A 17,552-nucleotide genomic window follows, 5' to 3' on the forward strand; every position below is an offset into this window, starting at 1 on the left:
TGAAATATATAGTGTTATACGTGTGACAACGGTGTGACAACAAAAAGGGAATGAAAATTTGTTGTCACACCCTATAAGAGGTTGTCAATCAGATAGTTTTCGTAATCTGTGACAACGTGACAACAAAAAATAACTTTTTATTGGTAGGAGAATATTTGGTTTATTGTATGAAGAAAGGATAACACCAACGCCATTCGGAGATGAACCCCATATTCTTTCACAAATCAAAGCTTATGCAGAACGAAATGATATAAAAATCCCAGCAATTCTCTAAGTTGCTGGGAGTTTTCTTTACTATAGAGTTATCAATAATGAATAAAGGCGCGAATGTAATTTTTATCATTATCGTGTAATGAATGGTTGCCATCCGTATAACCATTTTTGAAGATATTTAGAATACCGGTATTGAAATCTCTATAATATGTACTTGACCAATATGCTTTGACTGTTACACTTGGATCTGGATCCGTAACATTGACCGTTGTTCCTCCTGCATCCGAAAAAGCCTTGTTTACGACATGAATATACCAGCCTTGCCCAGAACTATTAGCATTTACTGTCAGATTTGTCCCAAAACCAACATAGAGATACAAATTTTTCCAATCGGTGTTTGCTCCGAGATACCATTTACTCAGATTAGAGCCAGTCACATTAACACCTGGCTCATAATGGGCTGCATGATAGAATGCGGGGCATTTATCTTTTTCATTGGCTTTAATAGTGACTCCGTCCTTGCTACCATTGGCATCCCATGTCCAATGAAGTCCTTGAGAAGTTGCTGGAATCTGATCATGCTGACTGGGGTATTCTGCCTCAGGATTATTATATATACTCCTTTTTAAAGTCCAGATAGATTTCTCACCATTGTTGGCGTCATGAAGCGAGATGGCCGAGCGATCGGTTTCGCTAATAATCAACGCAATGGGGGTACGCGTTCCTTTATTTCGCAAAAAATCTACAGTACCGTCATCAAAAACATACTTGAACACCTTGGTTAATTTCACATTCAGCAGATAAGTGCCATTAGGTTCTAACGTGACTCCCTTATACGAGGTTATTGTCCGCCCTGTCAAGTCTTTATGATAAATTTTATCGCCACTTGTAAATTTCAACTGAATATTTGAACCTTCACTTGGCAAAAGATAGTGATAGGATTTCACTTTAGGAGTAGAGACATATTTTTCTTGGAAGAAACCGTTGTTAGTGGCAGGAAATGTATCATCGGATTCAGACAAAGCCCCAACTGCTCCTGCAGAGTATGTTCCCGTTACAGGATCATAGTTCACCACAGTAGGCGCATTCCCGCTATTATCAATGATTTTAGCTTTGACATTCTTGGGAATATTCACCATAGCTTCAATGCTTACGCGCACACGTAATCCCACATGATTCATCACGAAAGGAACTTCTGCTTTAGGGCCACTGATAGCCTTTACTGTGCGTCCAATGCGTGCTGTTGCTGCATTAGCTTGCGACACACTGATAACACCTCCTGAATAGTCCACCTTTTCGTTAAGACATACAAAAGTATAAGTGCCTGGCTCGAGAATCATATGATCGTTCTTTGAAAATTTTCCATTAGAAACTGTAGCATTGATAGTTCCTTTAAGCGTGCCAGACGCATCATAGGCCAAAACTTTGTAACTTCCGTTACTCATGGCAGGAGCAGCAGGTGCGGCTGCACGAGCTGCTGCTCGCGTTACGGCATAGCCAGGATCTTTTGATAGGCTTATTTCACCCAACACACCATCACCCAAATCGGTAGTATCCGTAGGATTTTCCCACATTCTGGCCTTACGGCTTCCCATTGTTTGCTCTTCACCGAAGTCGGGTTCAGTCAAGATGAAACTAACTCCCTTGGTTGTTGTGGTATCTTCTTTTTCTGCATCCATAAGATCGTTGCTCGAACAGCCAACGAGGATGCCTGCTAACAACAGAAATACTATTGAAAATAAGTTTCTTGATATAATATTCATAATGTAATGTGAAATTGCGTATGGAGTTAAATGCTTCATACTTGTGATTGTCTTCTCAGTTAAAATTCTATTTCACCCCACTCTATCGGCTTTTCATTATCAAAGTCTGGTTCAGAAGAGTCGGTGGTTGTTGGTTTAACTGAAGTGGCAAATAATTGTACCGTTTGTACTGATAAAATTTCAGAACAAGGGGAAATGTACTTCTTTTTCATTTTGTTATGTTCCTTACTTATAAATCACTAATGAGAAAATTTCTTTTCTCAACTCACTTTGAAATAAGTGTGCAAAACTACATCTTTTTTATGTATAAGTGAAATATCAATATGCATTTTCTTTTTTTTAATAAAAAAGATTACATAAAATTCTTTTTCACCACACAAGATGTGTATAATATAAAGTTTTATGAAAATGTTTGCTAAAGCTCAATTTAAGGCAAAAAGAGAGCATATCCGCGCGATGGGGGATATGCTCTCTGATACTGTTATTATGGAGTTCTTTTTAGAACATCTTTTCGGGATAAACGCCTTCTTCGTGTAATTTGGCAAGTTTAGCAACCACTTCGGGGCGGTCTTCCTTGTAAGTCACGCCGAACCATTTGCTGGTAGTGTCGAGAACTTCGCAAGTTGCTCCGTCCTTGTGGATGAGTTTGTCAACCATTAAGGGAATGAAGAATTCGCTCTTCAAGTTTTCCTGATTCTTCGGGTCGGAAAGGAATTCCTTAAACATCTCGTCGGAGTACTGGAAGTATTCGGGAGTGAAGCCCCAGAAGTTCATTGATACAGGGGTGTTGTCCTCGATAGCTACCCACTCGTCGTTGTCGTCGAGATATTTCACCACGCCGTCGAAGCGTTGGATCTTTGTGCGCTCTACAACGCTGGTGAGGAGGTTATTGTCGTCGTTCTCACAAACGCCGCGAGATACAGTACCCAAGTCGGAGAGCGTATTGCCAACACGGAAACCTACCATGGCGTATTTCTTCTCAGAATTTTCGGGCAATTCGGAAAGGAACTTGCCCATCACGCGGAAAGCATCAGCACCATAGAAGTCGTCGCAATTGATAACAGCAAATGGTTCGTTGATAACTGATTTACCCATCATGACTGCGTGGTTTGTACCCCAGGGTTTTGTACGCCCCTCGGGAACAGTGAAGCCCTCGGGCAACTTATCGAGACTTTGGAAAACAACCTCGCAGGGGATGTGGCCTTCATACTTAGAAAGCACCACCTTGCGGAAATCCTCCTCGAAGTCCTTACGAATAACGAAAACGAGCTTGCCGAAGCCAGCTTTGATAGCGTCGTAGATGCTATAGTCCATGATCGTCTCGCCGTGAGGGCCTAGACCATCTAATTGTTTCAGACCACCATAACGACTGCCCATGCCAGCAGCCAAAAGAAATAATGTTGGTTTCATGTGGTTTTATAGTAGATAAAATTAGTAATCATTCTATTTTCGTGACGCAAAGGTAGTACTTTCCCGTATAAATTGTTCGTCTTTTATCTGATTTATTGCAACTTTTAGTGGATTTTAGGGACTCGCGCTTTGCTTTTTTCTGTTGCAGAATTGCTTATTTCCCCAAATAGGCCGCTGCGGCTTCAGCGCAGCGCTCGCCATCGACACCGGCCGACACGATACCTCCTGCATAGCCTGCTCCTTCGCTACAGGGGAAGAGGCCCGCAATACGAATGTGTTGCAGGTTTTCGGGGTTGCGCAGGATGCGAACGGGGCTCGAGGTGCGGGTTTCGGCTGCGATGACAAGGGCTTCGTTGGTGAGGAAGCCGTGACTGCGCTGACCGAAATAACGGAAGCCTTCTTGCAAGCGGGAGCTGATGAATTTCGGCATCCAGAAATGGAGCGGTGAAGAAACCACGCCGGGAGCGTAGCTCGATTTGGGGAGATCGTAGCTAAGGCGGTTGTTCACAAAATCGGCCATGCGCTGAGCTGGAGCCGTTTGACGCCGTTGCCCTTGCAGCCAACACGCCTTTTCCAGTGCTTCTTGGAAGTACATAAGGCGTAGCGGATTTTCGGGATTAGAGAAGTCGATGTGTGCCGCTGCGAAATCTTCGTCTTGCATAGCTTCAGCCATGAAGGGAGCTAGTTCGCCGTCGATGTCCTCAGGGCGAGTTTCTACCACCATTCCCGAGTTGGACCATGCACCATTGCGGTTGCTCGGACTCATACCATTCACCACGATTTGTTCTGGCCCACTCGCTGCTGGCACTACAAAGCCGCCGGGGCACATGCAGAAACTGTAAACGCCGCGCCCATTGGCTTGAGTGACAAAGCTATATTCGGCAGCGGGGAGAAAACGCCCGCGCCCGTTGCGATTGTGATACTGAATGCTATCAATGAGCTGAGAGGGGTGTTCCAAACGAACGCCCACGGCAAGCCCCTTGGCTTCCACTTCCACTCCCGCTTGGTAGAGATAGCGATAAACATCGCGCGCACTATGCCCCGTGGCTAAGATAACCGGACCGCGGAAGTGCTCACCCGTTGCAGCCTGTACTCCCGCCACTTTGTCGCCCTCGAAGAGGAAAGCGTCAACACGCGTTTGGAAGTGGACTTCGCCGCCACTTTCGATAATCTGATTGCGCATGTTCTCTATCACGCGCGGCAGCTTGTCCGTACCAATGTGTGGATGTGCATCGACAAGAATATCGGTAGATGCTCCAAACTGGCAGAAAACGCGGAGAATCTTATCGGAGTTACCTCTTTTCTTGCTGCGCGTATAGAGTTTCCCGTCAGAATAAGCCCCTGCGCCGCCTTCTCCAAAGGAGTAGTTGCTCTCGGCATCCACTTTGTGCTCGCGTGAGATGAGGGCAATATCTTTGCGCCGCTCGCGAACATCTTTTCCGCGCTCGAGCACCACGGGGCGTAATCCGAGTTCGATGAGGCGCAAGGCGGCAAAGAGTCCACCAGGACCTGCACCCACCACAATGACGCGCTCGGCGTGAGAAACATCTTTATACGCCACCTGCTCATAATCGAGAGCTGGCGGCTCTTCATTGATGTATATATTGAGGGAAAGATTCACGAAAACAGAACGTTGGCGCGCATCGATGCTCCGCTTGCGAATGTGAACGGCCTTGATAGTGCGCCCATCGCAAGCGAGTTCGCGAGCCACATATTCGCGCAACACGCTGGGCTGAAAAGCTACATCGGGCGTTACGCGTAGTTGTATTTGTTTTTGCATACTTGGTTTCTATTTTACAAGAGAAAAAGCACCGTGAACAATGGTTTTCTCAGTTGCTTCAACTCACGAGAGGTCTGTGCTCAAATCCTTATCCAAACAGTGCGCGGAGGGCTTCCGTGACGGTGCGGACGGGCACAAGTTCGATGCCAGGTGCTTTTATGTCAATGCCTTTCATGCTCTGTTCGGGCAACAAGAACTGCTGGAATCCGAGTTTAGAAGCTTCGGCAATGCGCTGCTGAATACGTGTGACGGGGCGGATCTCACCGCTCAGTCCCACTTCTCCTGCCATAGCAACGCTACGTTCGATGGCGGTGTCCACATTGCTACTGAGCACACTGGCAATGACGCTCAAGTCGATCGCCGGATCGGTCACGCGGATACCACCGGCAATGTTGAGAAACACGTCCTTTTGTCCGAGTTTGAACCCTACGCGTTTTTCCAAAACTGCCAACAACATATTGAGTCGGCGGAGGTCGAAACCCGTCGCGCTCCGCTGTGGAGTGCCGTATGCAGCCGTGCTGACAAGCGCTTGCACCTCAATGAGGAAGGGGCGAACGCCTTCGATGGCGGCACAGATGGCCACTCCGCTCAGTCCCTCGTTGGCTTGAGTGAGCAGCAGTTCGGAGGGATTCCCCACGGGGCGCAACCCCTCGGTGCGCATCTCGTAGATGCCGAGTTCGGAAGTACTCCCAAAGCGGTTTTTGATACTGCGAAGAATGCGGTAGAGGTAGTGGCGGTCGCCTTCAAACTGAAGAACGGTGTCTACAATATGTTCGAGCACCTTTGGTCCGGCAATGGCGCCATCTTTCGTGATGTGACCCACCAGCACCACGGGGACGCTGCTTTCTTTAGCATATTTGAGGAGAGCTGCGGCGCATTCGCGGATTTGCGTCACGCTCCCCGCTGCTGATTCCTGCGACTCGGTGGTCATCGTCTGTATCGAGTCAACCACAATGAGCTGTGGCTCCACGTTTTTGATGTGCGTGAAAATCTGCTCCATATTCGTTTCGCAGAGCAGCAAAATGTTGGCGGGAGATATGCCCAAGCGGTCGGCGCGCAACTTGATTTGCTGCTCGCTTTCCTCTCCGCTGATATAGAGCACACGCTCTTGGAGGTGTAAGATAGTTTGTAAGAGAAGAGTGGATTTGCCGATGCCTGGTTCGCCACCCAAAAGCACTAACGAACCCGGCACCAGACCACCACCCAACACACGATTCAATTCGGCATCGTGCATATCCAAGCGTGGAAGTTCCTTTCCCGAAACCTCCACCAGAGGGATAGGCTTGTTGCGCTTCAGCCCTCGCCCCAGCGCGGTATCAGCAATTGATTCGGCCGAAGAAGCACTCGTCGGTCGAATGGTCATTTCTTTATAGGTGTTCCATTCTCCACAAGCCGGACACCTACCGATCCATTTGGGAGAGTCTGCCCCACAGTGGGAACAGACATACACTGTTTTCGATTTCAAAACTCTCTTACAGTTGATTCAGTTTGTCTTTGATGGTGAGCAACTCCTCGCGAATGTCCTGCAAGAGCGTAACCACCTCAGTTTTTTTCTCCTCTCCTCCGCGGTTTTTCTTGATCAGCTTGGCAGCAGCATCGAGTTTTAATCCGCGCACCTTCACCAGGTTATATACCACCCGAATCTTATTGATTTCATCTTGCGTATATTGGCGAACATTGCGATTCAGCCGTTTCGGAGCAATTTGCGGAAAATGTTTCTCCCAATAGCGCAACAGTGTGGGCTGCACATCAAACATCTCCGCAACTTCGGAGATGGAATAAAACATTTTCAAGTCCTTTCCAGAATTCTCGGACATAAATAGAGCTTTTTACGTTTATTAGGCGAAATTACGAAAATCCTACTAACTTCCCCAATTTCCGTATGCTTTTTGGGAAGAAAGATAGAACTAATAGTCGTATCAACACAAATAAGGGTATCAGGGAAGAGAGAAGTGTTCCATCATTTTCCGCTATCCTTATTGCGTTTGCGAATACAATAAAGAAGCCAGCTGACAGAATAAGGGTGTCAGCTGGCGCAATAAGGATATTTTTATGCGTTCAAAACTTTGGGCGAATGAGGCGTATCTGTTTCAATGCGGGGAGTGATGAAGCAGGAGTTGGACAGTATGGGCGAACCGTAAGGTTGAGTGTGTCGGAGAGAAAGACTGCTTCTTCGTCAGCCCAAAGATAGTCGCGCACATTCTTACCATTGACGGCGATGATGGAATCGCCCAAACAGAGACCAGCACGAGCGGCTACACCATTGCGCGCCAGAGATGCAGCAATCCACGCATCAGAAACGTCGATACGATTACGCACGCCAACGCCAAACGTAGGTTTCTTGAGTGGGGCTTCCCTGAAGGCTTTTACATACAAGCAGTGATGAGGAACATCTATAATAAGGTTGAAATTCTTCAATAAGTCCAAACCTATAATTCCCCACTTTCGTGTTTTCCCCAAGCCTCCTTTCCCGTCTGGAGAACACGCTGCAAAGAGATGCTCAACAGAGGTGTCGCCCAGTTTGATAAATGCCGTTGGTAGTTGGATTGCCCAAGAGAGAGAGTCGCCTATTCCCATTTGGATTACGTCATAAATAGTTTTAGGGAGATCCAATTTCTCCAAGCCCAATTTGCGAGTGGCTACCGCTGTGAAGCTAATGGCAGTTCCTGAACCTGTGTCGATGACGAACCAACCCTTGAAGTTCTTTTTCCCGATCTGTCCCGACACCTTTACTTGAAGATTGCTTTCCACTCTCAAGGGGAGCTTCACATAGCCTTCAGGGATGGGCGCATCAAGCGGTAGTTCTTTCAAAAAACTGTGCTGGAAATTGATCATCAATCTATTTTCCGTCAAATCGCGTAGTCCCAGCAAACCATTAGCATGACAACCTGAAATGGCGCGAAGATCCATCTGTATGGCGAAGGGGAAATGTAAAGTCTTATTACCCAGTACAAAGTCGAACGGTTGCTGCAACTGCTTCAATTCCTGCACCCCAGCCACACCTATTACTCGAAGAGGTTTTGTTGTGATCTGATTCGGCTGTGAAATGGATTCATCAAACACTAAATTCCGACCAGCACCCGTGTCAAAGACATAACCATGTTCGCCCTCCACATTTACATACATATGGTCACGCAAGAGGAAGGGTACAGAGTCGAGCAAGACTTGCTGCTGTGCGAAGAGATAATTTCCGCACAACAGTAGGAGTAGGAGAATTTTCGTTTTCATATCTTTGAGGGACATCTTAGATGAGGTATAGGCGTTTTATTGCTTCACAATCTTGTTCAGCACTTTTTGCAAGCGATGCGCCAGGCGCGGATAGCGAGAGGAGAGTTCTTGCCCCTCGTAGGGACTGCGGCGCAGGTCGTAGAGTTGCGGCTTGAGTTGGTAGCCCGTTTCAATGTGAGTTTGCCAAGCTTCAGCATAGCCACGACTGGCAGGGATATACTTCCAACGGCCCACGCGGAGGTCAACGCTGCGATTGTTGGGCATCGTAACAACGAAGTTGCGATTGCGGTGAGATTTGCCGAGTAGCTGCCTCAGGTGTTGTCGACTGTCGGGAAAAGCCCCTTGAGGAACTTTTGCACCAATTAGCTGCGCAAGCGACGCTCCCAAGTCGATATGTGATGAGAGTGCGTTGCTCGTTGTACCTGATTTGACATGTTTGGGCCAGTAGACAATGAACGGAACAGCAGTACCGCCCTCGTAGCTACTGTATTTTCCTCCGCGGAAAGAACCTGACGGATTGTGACTGCCAGCCAGCTTCCAAGCCTCGTCGCGGTAACCATCGTCGAGCACGGGGCCGTTGTCGCTCGTGATGATGATGAGCGTGTTTTTGTCCAATCCCTTCTCGCGCAAGGCCGTCACCACTTGTCGGACAGTTTCGTCAAACTGCAAAATGGCTTCGCCGCGCAGCCCCATCGAGCTCTTACCGCGGAAGCGCTCGTGAGGGTAGCGCGGAACGTGTACGTCATTGGTACAGAGGTACATGAAGAAAGGTTTGTCCGTTTCTTGAGATATGAAATTGATGGCGTGGGCAGCGATAGAGTCGGCAATATCTTCGTCGCGCCAAAGGGCTTTGCCGCCGCCTTTCATATAGCCTATGCGACTGATGCCGTTGACGATGGACATATCGTGACCATGGCTGGGCAGGAGTTTGAGCATCTCGGGATGGGTGCGCCCCGTTGGTTCACCAGGGAAGTTCTTCCGATAGCTCACCTGTATGGGTGCTGACGCATCATAGTTGGCCACGCGCCCTTGTTCTATAAACACACACGGCACGCGGTCGGCTGTGGCCGCCATCAGGTAGTGATAATCGAAACCTATATCGGCAGGAGTCACATCGAGCTTACCGTTCCAATCCTGCTTTCCTGTTTCAGCCCCTAATCCCAAGTGCCATTTTCCGATGGCAGCCGTGCGATACCCCGCTTCCTTAAAGAGATCTGCTAAGGTGTACTCTGTGGGTAAAAATATCAACCCTGCATCACCGGGTGCTACATCAGTGCCTTCGCGGCGGAAAGGGTATTTTCCCGTCAAGAGGGAGTAGCGCGAAGGAGTGGATGTACTGGCACAAGCGTGCATATCCGTGAAGCGAGCGCCGCGACTTGCCAAACTGTCGACAACAGGTGTAGAAACGTGCTTTGCACCATAGCACGATAAATCGCCATAGCCCAAATCGTCCGCCACCAAGAGTAATACATTCGGCCGATCTGCGTGTTGTGCCGCAGCAGCCATCGCCAGCAAACTGAGAGATGGGAGAAGAAATTTAGATTTCATAAGTGTGAAGATTTGTGGCGAAGATACAAAAAATGAAGGTTCAAAAGGATCAATATTTTATAGAAATTAAGCATTGTTTATTCAGAACTATAATAAAAAAGTTGGCGTGAGTATGAAAAACAGAGGAAAAGTGGTAAAAAATGCCAATTATCATTATTTTTGCAAATGGTTAGAGGAAACTCTCTCCAAAACATTGTGGAAAAAGAAGAAGCGTTATGCTTGCATCTGTTCGGCCTGAAACCTGAGAAATTTCAAATAACGAACGAGGAGCTGCATAGTGGTTCTCACGCATAGGCGTGGACTGCTATCTGTACATTCGTTCGTTTAGGTTTTCTCAGGACCTCAGGCTGAAAGTGTGGACATAGTCAGTTCCACGCTTCTGCATATTATATAATTTAATTTAAAAGCTGAGAGGGACTGGGTAGGCAAAAGGAAAATATTATGACTTTTACTGGCGAGGAAATGACTGCTATTATTAAAATGGCAAAGTTAGTGGTAATGGCAGATGGAAGGTTAGATCCTTCTGAAACGATTGTAATGGCTACTGAGTTAATACGCTTTGGTGTTCCGCAGGATCATTTGAAGTTGTTGATTGAATCTTCCGATGAAATTGAAGAGAGTCACGCGGTGGCCTTGATAACTGGAATGGATGAAGAACGCAAGAAGTATGTAGCTTCTTATCTTGCTATGCTAATGGTTGCAGATGGAGAGATAGATGCTAAGGAGCTGGCACTTTGGAAGCTTATCTCAACATTATGTAGTTTACCTACAATGAGCATAGCTCAGGCTATCAATAATATGAAAAACCTTTGAAGATGGAAATAGACTTTTTCTTTGAATCAAGCGATCATCTAAGATATGAGAATGGAGAAATTGTTGCAGGTCCTCATCCCGCAGGAGCTAGTCGTGCTGTAAAGGTAGAGCCAAATATAAATGGTTGTAGTGGATACAATGTAAATGGTGGTGAAGGGTATATCGTTACCATTTATAATATGGATGGTGTACTTCCTATTTGGCAGAATAATGTACAGATGTCTCCAAAACCAATGCGAGTTGTCAGTCAATCAGCAGATAAAATTGTGCTGAGAGGATATCCTGTTCAGGCAATGTCTCCGTTTGGGTGGGTTGACTTTGATGGACAAGATTATGGATTGACCATTTATATTAAAAATGAAGAGGTCGAAAAGTGTGTGCTACATTTGCACGATAGAAAAGTTGACATTGAGTACTTGAGATAGTCTTGACCAGTAAGTAAATACTTCTTCTTTTCTTGTAGACCTGCGTTTGAAAAAATAAGCACTATAACCCAAATTGGGGTTAGCACTATTAATGAACTCTCTCCTGCAAGTTGGAAACGCATCAAAAGCTTTCCAACTTGCAGGAGAGAGACTTTCTAAGTATAGTTTTTTTGAAGAGAGAGAATGCATGGTGGATTATAGCTGCTATTTGCTAAGGGATAGAGATGCGATGCAATTCCATTCCATCTCTTACCTATTGTTTTGAAAAAGCTTGAAGAGGTAAGTAGAAGTACTATAAGTCTTATAGCAAATATCTTTATTGCGTTTAGAAATACAATAAGGCTGTTGGCTGATATCCTTATTGCGTCAGCCGACACCCTTATTGTGGTGAAGAAAGAGAAAAGGAAAGCGGAGAGTACTTGGAGGCACTCTCCGCCTAAGAGTTATTTTTTGTTGTCACATCGTCATGTTGTCACAAAAGAGATATAATAGTTTGAAAATTAGCATATTAAATGCGTGACAACGGTGTGACAACAAATTTTGTTCTCAATTTTGTTGTCACGCACCTAAACTACTGTCTATCAGTATGTTTACGCTGCTGTGACAACGTGACAACAAAAAATAACTTTTTCTCTGGTGAGAGAAAGAGTAGATTCAAATGCAACCTCCTTTTAGTTTCAGCTAAAAGTTGGCGCAGCGCATGATGTCGGCAAAGACGCCTGCGGCAGTTACTTCCGCACCAGCTCCGTAGCCCTTGATGAGCATGGGATAGTCGTGGTAGCGACTTGTGGTGAGCGAGATGATATTGTTAGAGCCCTCCAAATGGTAGAAAGGATGCGTTTGGTCTATTTCGCGCAAGCCCACCTCGCCTTTGCCGTCGGCCCAAGTGGCAACGAAGCGCAGACATTTGCCTTCGGTTTCCAGGCGCTGACGACGCGCTTCAAATTCGGCATCGAGTCCCGGCAGTTTTTCCCAAAACTCCTCGAGCGAACCTTCGAAGAGCGAATTGGGGATGAAGAGGTGCGCTTCGATGTCTTCCATGTTGACGCGGTAGCCACTTTCGCGCGCAAGGATTGTTAGTTTGCGAATAACATCTTTTCCCGAGAGATCGACGCGTGGATCGGGCTCGCTGTAGCCCTGCTCCTGCGCCATGCGCACCGCCTTTGAGAGAGGAATGTCGGCACTCAGCGCGTTGAACACGAAATTGAGTGTGCCACTCACCACGGCTTCGATGCGCAACACTTTGTCGCCCGACCCCGTGAGGTCGTTGATGGTGTTGATGATAGGAAGCCCCGCTCCAACGTTGGTTTCAAAGAGATATTTCACTCCGCGCTCCCGAGCCGTGTCTTTCAGCAGTTTGTAGCGACCGAAATCGGACGAAGCCGCTGCTTTGTTGGCTGCCACGATGCTCACGTTGTGACTGAGCAAGGTTTCATACTGTCGAGCCACGTTTTCAGAAGCCGTGCAATCCACAAAAACAGAGTTGAAACTGTTCATTTCAACGATGCGTTCCACCATGTGGTTGATACCGCCCGGTTCGCCATTCTGCATGGCTTCCTCGTAGTGGGCAGCATTGATTCCCTCAGGATGATACACCGAATGACTGCGACCGCTGACCCCCACGAGGTTGATGCGCAAGCGGCGTTCCTTCATGAGGCGTTCGCGCTGGGCTGCAATCTGCTGGAGGAGGCTTCCGCCCACATTTCCCGTACCACAAACAAAAACGTTGACATCCTGATATTCGGAAAGGAAGAAACTGTTGTGGAGCACATTGAGTGCCTTGCTCAGCATCTCCTGCTGAATGACAAAAGAGATGTTCATTTCAAACGAGCCTTGCCCGATGGCACTGACTGAGATACCGTTGCGCCCCAGCACACTGAAGAGTTTCCCAGCGATGCCCGGTGTGCGCTTCATGTTCTCGCCCACAACGGCCACGGTGGCCAGTCCTTCTTCGAGTTGCGCCTTGTTCATCGCTCCGTCCTCAATCTCAACAGCAAATTCGGCATCGAGCACCTTGCACGCTTTCTGTCCGTCTTCCGGCGTGATACAGAGCGATGTGCTCGTTTCAGAAGAAGTTTGCACAACCATGAAGACGCTGATACCGTTCTGCGCCAGACAGGCGAAGATGCGACGGTTTACACCGATGACACCCACCATGGTCGGGCCGCTCACAGTGACAACGCTCGTGCGATTAACGGAGCTGATACCACAGATGGGGGCTGTGAATGTGGATTCGCCATTGGCGGTGAGCGACATATCGCTGCTGATGACACTTCCAGCGTGGGAGGGGTGGAAGGTGTTTTTTACGTAGATGGGGATGTTCTTCGTGCAAACGGGGTAGATTGTGGGAGGGTAGACCACCTTTGCGCCAAAATTGCACAACTCCATTGCTTCGTTGTAGGACAACTGCGGAATGGTGTAGGCAGTGGGGATGACGCGCGGGTCGGCTGTCATAAATCCGTCAACATCCGTCCAAATCTCCAACGCTTCAGCATTGAGAGCTGCCGCGATGATAGATGCTGTGTAGTCGGAACCACCGCGGCCGAGATTGGTGATGCGTCCCGTTTCGGCATCTTTTGCAATGAAACCGCCGCAAACAAAGAGTCCGGGATGCTTCCCGAACTGCTCCACAATCCGGCGATTGGTCAGGTCAAAATCTACGAGCGTTTTGCTGTTTTGTACACGGGTGCAAACCACATCCAGGCTGTCAACATGACAAGCATTATCCAACAAAGCTGCCGTGATGAGCGATGATAAGCGCTCTCCATACGCCACGATGGCATCGGCCGTTTTCGGCGTGAGATCCTGAATGAGGAAGACACCATGAAGGATACTGCGGAGATCCGTCAGCAGATGGTCGAGATTCTCTAACAACTGCGGGCGGCGGCGCGGTTCAACAACAGCGTTTACCATCTTGTGGTGGCGCTCCATCAGCGAATCGACACTTTCGGAATAGGCCGAATCGCCAGCTGCCGCCATGCACGACGCTGCAATAAGTTGGTCGGTAACGCCACCCAGGGCACTGACAACGACCACCGCTGGGCGCGCCGTTGCTTCTACTATATTTTTTACGTTGAGGATGCTCTCAGGAGTGCCCACAGAGGATCCGCCAAATTTTAGAACTTTCATAATGAAAAACAGTGCTTCTCCATTTCTCGAAGGGAACATGATGAAGAAGTTTTTAGTTTTTGTGGTTTAGTATTTATCTCACTCATAAGGCTGTTGTTCCCTCCCTCCAATGAGGTGGAAGGAGGGGCTTTTCGTTGCCGTTTTTCTTTCAGTTTTTATACTTTTTCTTTTTCCCCTTGCTCTCGTTCTGCAAGCGGTTGAGAGCCGTCACTACATAAGTGTAGCGGGTTTTTCCATCCGCAACGGGGAGCTTCAGAATATTGTGTGGCGTGATAGCCAATATGTGCGAAGCATCTTCTGTATTCACTTTCTCGCCGCGCGCAAAGCAATACACCACATAGTTGCGCGCCTTGCCCATCTCGTTTTTCTCTTTGGGTGCTTCCCAAAAGAGATAGTTTCCATCGGGAGCTTTGCGAACACTCAGATGGCGCACTTTCCCAGGCGCTTTTTTGTCGATCCACGGCATCAACGGTTGCAAAGCAGGGTAGCGGTGATAATATTGCTCCAATGCTCCAGCATAGTTGCCCTCGTTGCGCACGACTGCCGCACTATACCACAAACACGAACCGCTCACTCCCGGCAAGGTGCGCTGCAATTGAAACTTAGCCGGCATCTGATTTTGTGCAGGATTCTGAAGATCGGCAGCGCGCACGGTGCGCTCCACATCCTGTCCGATGACGAGCGGACGCCCCGAAGCATATTTGCTCCACCAGCGGATGAGTTTGTCATAATCAGCCGCCTTGTGTCCAATCTCCCAATAGATTTGGGGAACGTTATAATCCACCCAGCCGCGGTTAATCCAATAGAGCACATCAGCATAGAGGTCGTCGTAGTTTTGCAAACCATTGGTGTCCGAACCTGGCACACCGCCGTTCTTCGCGTTGTGGTAGATGCCAAAAGGCGAAACGCCAAACTTCACCCACGGCTTTGTGTCGTGAATCGTCTTATAAAGCTGTTCGATGAGCAAGTTCACATTGAAGCGACGCCAATCGCCCAAGTCAGTAAAGCCATTGCCGTATTGGTGGAACGTAGCCTCGTCATCGAAACGCGTACCGTTTGGATAGGGGTAAAAGTAGTCGTCGATATGAAGTCCGTCAATGTCGTAGCGACTCACGATGTCTTTCACCACCGTGCAGATATAGTCGCGATTCTCTTTCAGCCCTGGATTGAAAATCAGCTGATTATCGTAGCTGATAAACCGTTCTGGATGAATGCGCGCAGGATGATTCGCTGCAAGTTCCTTCGTCGTTTTTGTCTTAGCCCGATAAGGATTGATCCACGCATGGAGTTCCATACCACGACGGTGACACTCGTTCACCATCCACGCCAAGGGATCCCACAGCGGTTGCGGTGCTACGCCTTGTTGCCCCGAGAGAAAACGCGTCCAAGGTTCGAGACTGCTCTGATACATCGCATCGGCTTCACCTCGCACTTGGAAAATAATGGTATTGACATGGCAGCGTTGAAGCACGTCCAACTGATGCGTAAGATTAGCTTGCATCTGGTCGCGATTCATACCCTGAAACTGTCCATTTATCATCTGTATCCAAGCTCCGCGAAACTCACGCTTCGGCATTGGCACACTCGCCAGCATCACAGCAGAAACGCACAGCGTCAGTAGGAAAATTAAGATTCTCTTCATATCGTTTCAAATTTTGTCGGCTAAATTAGTGAAAAGATGGCAGATAGAAAAGTTTAGAGCTCTCTCCCCGCTATCTGCGAATCTTCTTTACTTCTGCATTTTTGTAGCAATAGCGGTTGAGGCTTTGATGTTTGTTTTCGTAAAAATAATAGATATGAAGTTGAAATTTGTGATTTTCGGAGTGAATCATTACTTTTGCATCAACATGAAACAGTAACAGGATCTTATAACTCATGAAGAGAACGTTGCTGTATTAAACGATAATTATATATGGGATTGAGAGATTTATTCAAGCGACAACTGCGAACAGTTGTGGAATGGAAGGAGCAAGACGGACAGCTGCTCTTCCATCTGATGGAGACAACAACGGACGAAATTAAGAATGCGAGTAAGTTGATTGTGGCTCCAGGTCAGGGCTGTGTGGTAGTGTACGATGGTAAAGTGTCGGGCGTACTGACAGAGCCTGATGTCTACTCGATGGAAACGTCCAATCATCCCTTCATCACGTCTTTGCTCAATTTGGCGCAACGCTCAGAGAGTGAACACAAGATGCGTTTCTATTTCTTCCGTACGGCAGAGGTGGTAAATGTGTTGTGGGGTACGGCTTCTCCTGTAAAATATATTGAACCAGATTATAAATTGCCCGTTACGCTGGGGGCATGTGGTAATTTCTCTATCAAGATTGCCGATGCCGGGCGTATGTTTACAACGTTGTTGGGTACGATTAGCAATTATAGTGTTGCTGATGCACAAGAGTTAGTGTCGTCGCGCATTGTTGCCCCTCTCTCTTCTTTCTTAGCGGAAAAGGCTTATCCCTATCGTGAAGTAGACAGTCATTTGATGGACTTATCGAACGAATTGAAAGCACGAACGGCTACAGAGTTAGAACAATTAGGGTTGGAACTAACCGATTTTCGCGTCAATTCTGTCACCTTCGATGAGGACACGATGGAGCGCATCGGACGTATTGCAAATATGACGGCCGAACAGAGAGCTGCTGCGGAGGTCGACCTCGACTATGTGAGTATGCAGAAGTTGGAAGCTCTTCGCGATGCTGCGCGCAACGAAGGCGGATTGGCTGGTGCTGGTTTGCAACTCGGTGCTGGTGTTCAATTGGCGAAAGATGTGTTTAAGACACAAGTAGCGGACGATTCAACAGAGCGATTGCGCAAACTCAAAAAACTGCTCGATGAACAACTCATTACAGCCGAAGAATACGAGAAAAAGAAAAACGAAATCATCTCTCAATTATGAAGAAAGTAATTGTTGCAGCGGTAGCTCCGCTGATTGTTAATATAGTTGCAGGACTCCTCTTGTCCGCCTACCCACTTGCCAATATGCTCATGACGAGCTTAGCTATCCTTGTGAACGCTCTGCTGGTAGGCATCTTGTTCCAGATGGGAGCTGAGAGCACTCACCGCTTGAGTCTAGGCATGATTTTTTTAGTAGTGGGCATAATGGAGTTTTTTAGTGGCTTCTTTGCTCCCACTCGTCTGACGGACAACTGGTGGGTCATTCTCTTTGTAGCTCTGACGGCTGCACAGTGTGTGCTGACTTATCTCACTATACATTACTCAAAGAAAGCATAATCATAACGATAT

At 47.6% G+C, this 17,552-nt stretch carries 14 protein-coding genes; 4 read left to right on the plus strand and 10 right to left on the minus strand.

Annotated features, from left to right (window positions below):
• Nucleotides 1–305: 305 nt before the first annotated feature.
• From FHS60_RS00470 to FHS60_RS00505, 8 genes are all read right to left on the minus strand, one after another.
• Nucleotides 306–1,976 (minus strand): hypothetical protein, encoded by a 1,671-nt coding sequence (locus FHS60_RS00470; RefSeq protein WP_183693509.1) that lies wholly within the window; start codon nucleotides 1,974–1,976, stop codon nucleotides 306–308.
• A 59-nt stretch (nucleotides 1,977–2,035) separates the two neighbouring features.
• Nucleotides 2,036–2,188: a hypothetical protein gene (locus tag FHS60_RS00475; protein WP_009348334.1), complete on the minus strand. Its 153-nt coding sequence runs from the start codon at nucleotides 2,186–2,188 to the stop codon at nucleotides 2,036–2,038.
• Nucleotides 2,189–2,474: 286 nt separating this feature from the next.
• Nucleotides 2,475–3,386 carry a glycosyltransferase family protein gene (locus tag FHS60_RS00480; protein WP_183693512.1) on the minus strand — a complete coding sequence of 304 codons (912 nt, stop codon included), beginning with the start codon at nucleotides 3,384–3,386 and terminating at the stop codon, nucleotides 2,475–2,477.
• Nucleotides 3,387–3,540: 154 nt separating this feature from the next.
• Nucleotides 3,541–5,166 (minus strand): NAD(P)/FAD-dependent oxidoreductase, encoded by a 1,626-nt coding sequence (locus FHS60_RS00485; protein ID WP_183693514.1) that lies wholly within the window; start codon nucleotides 5,164–5,166, stop codon nucleotides 3,541–3,543.
• Nucleotides 5,167–5,254: 88 nt separating this feature from the next.
• Nucleotides 5,255–6,631: a DNA repair protein RadA gene (gene radA, locus FHS60_RS00490; protein ID WP_183693517.1), complete on the minus strand. Its 1,377-nt coding sequence runs from the start codon at nucleotides 6,629–6,631 to the stop codon at nucleotides 5,255–5,257.
• 7 nt (nucleotides 6,632–6,638) lie between these two features.
• On the minus strand, nucleotides 6,639–6,983 hold the full coding sequence (locus tag FHS60_RS00495) for a MerR family transcriptional regulator (protein ID WP_183693520.1): 345 nt from the start codon (nucleotides 6,981–6,983) through the stop codon (nucleotides 6,639–6,641).
• Nucleotides 6,984–7,224: 241 nt separating this feature from the next.
• Entirely contained in the window at nucleotides 7,225–8,394 is a 1,170-nt protein-coding gene (locus tag FHS60_RS00500; protein ID WP_183693523.1) for a PDZ domain-containing protein, read from the minus strand.
• Between the two features lie 36 nt (nucleotides 8,395–8,430).
• Nucleotides 8,431–9,942 (minus strand): sulfatase-like hydrolase/transferase, encoded by a 1,512-nt coding sequence (locus FHS60_RS00505; RefSeq protein ID WP_183693526.1) that lies wholly within the window; start codon nucleotides 9,940–9,942, stop codon nucleotides 8,431–8,433.
• Between the two features lie 441 nt (nucleotides 9,943–10,383).
• Here FHS60_RS00505 and FHS60_RS00510 point away from each other — a divergent pair, with 441 nt between their 5' ends.
• Together FHS60_RS00510 and FHS60_RS00515 are read left to right on the plus strand one after the other, a co-directional pair.
• Complete coding sequence (locus FHS60_RS00510) at nucleotides 10,384–10,755, plus strand: TerB family tellurite resistance protein (protein WP_183693529.1); 372 nt, start codon at nucleotides 10,384–10,386, stop codon at nucleotides 10,753–10,755.
• 2 nt (nucleotides 10,756–10,757) lie between these two features.
• Entirely contained in the window at nucleotides 10,758–11,180 is a 423-nt protein-coding gene (locus FHS60_RS00515) for a hypothetical protein (RefSeq protein ID WP_183693532.1), read from the plus strand.
• A 681-nt stretch (nucleotides 11,181–11,861) separates the two neighbouring features.
• Here the strand turns inward: FHS60_RS00515 and thrA are convergent.
• On the minus strand, nucleotides 11,862–14,309 hold the full coding sequence (gene thrA, locus FHS60_RS00520) for a bifunctional aspartate kinase/homoserine dehydrogenase I (protein ID WP_183693535.1): 2,448 nt from the start codon (nucleotides 14,307–14,309) through the stop codon (nucleotides 11,862–11,864).
• Between the two features lie 148 nt (nucleotides 14,310–14,457).
• Nucleotides 14,458–15,951 (minus strand): glycoside hydrolase family 10-like protein, encoded by a 1,494-nt coding sequence (locus tag FHS60_RS00525; protein ID WP_183693538.1) that lies wholly within the window; start codon nucleotides 15,949–15,951, stop codon nucleotides 14,458–14,460.
• A 270-nt stretch (nucleotides 15,952–16,221) separates the two neighbouring features.
• Between FHS60_RS00525 and FHS60_RS00530 the strand changes: the two genes are divergently transcribed.
• Together FHS60_RS00530 and FHS60_RS00535 are read left to right on the plus strand one after the other, a co-directional pair.
• The gene (locus FHS60_RS00530; RefSeq protein ID WP_183693541.1) at nucleotides 16,222–17,205 is read left to right on the plus strand and encodes an SPFH domain-containing protein; all 984 of its coding nucleotides are present in this window, start codon (nucleotides 16,222–16,224) and stop codon (nucleotides 17,203–17,205) included.
• Complete coding sequence (locus FHS60_RS00535; protein WP_183693544.1) at nucleotides 17,202–17,540, plus strand: transporter; 339 nt, start codon at nucleotides 17,202–17,204, stop codon at nucleotides 17,538–17,540. Before FHS60_RS00530 ends, FHS60_RS00535 begins: the two co-directional genes overlap by 4 nt.
• Nucleotides 17,541–17,552 lie beyond the last annotated feature (12 nt).

Origin of the sequence: Alloprevotella rava (assembly GCF_014195585.1) — a bacterium.
Taxonomy (GTDB): domain Bacteria; phylum Bacteroidota; class Bacteroidia; order Bacteroidales; family Bacteroidaceae; genus Alloprevotella; species Alloprevotella rava.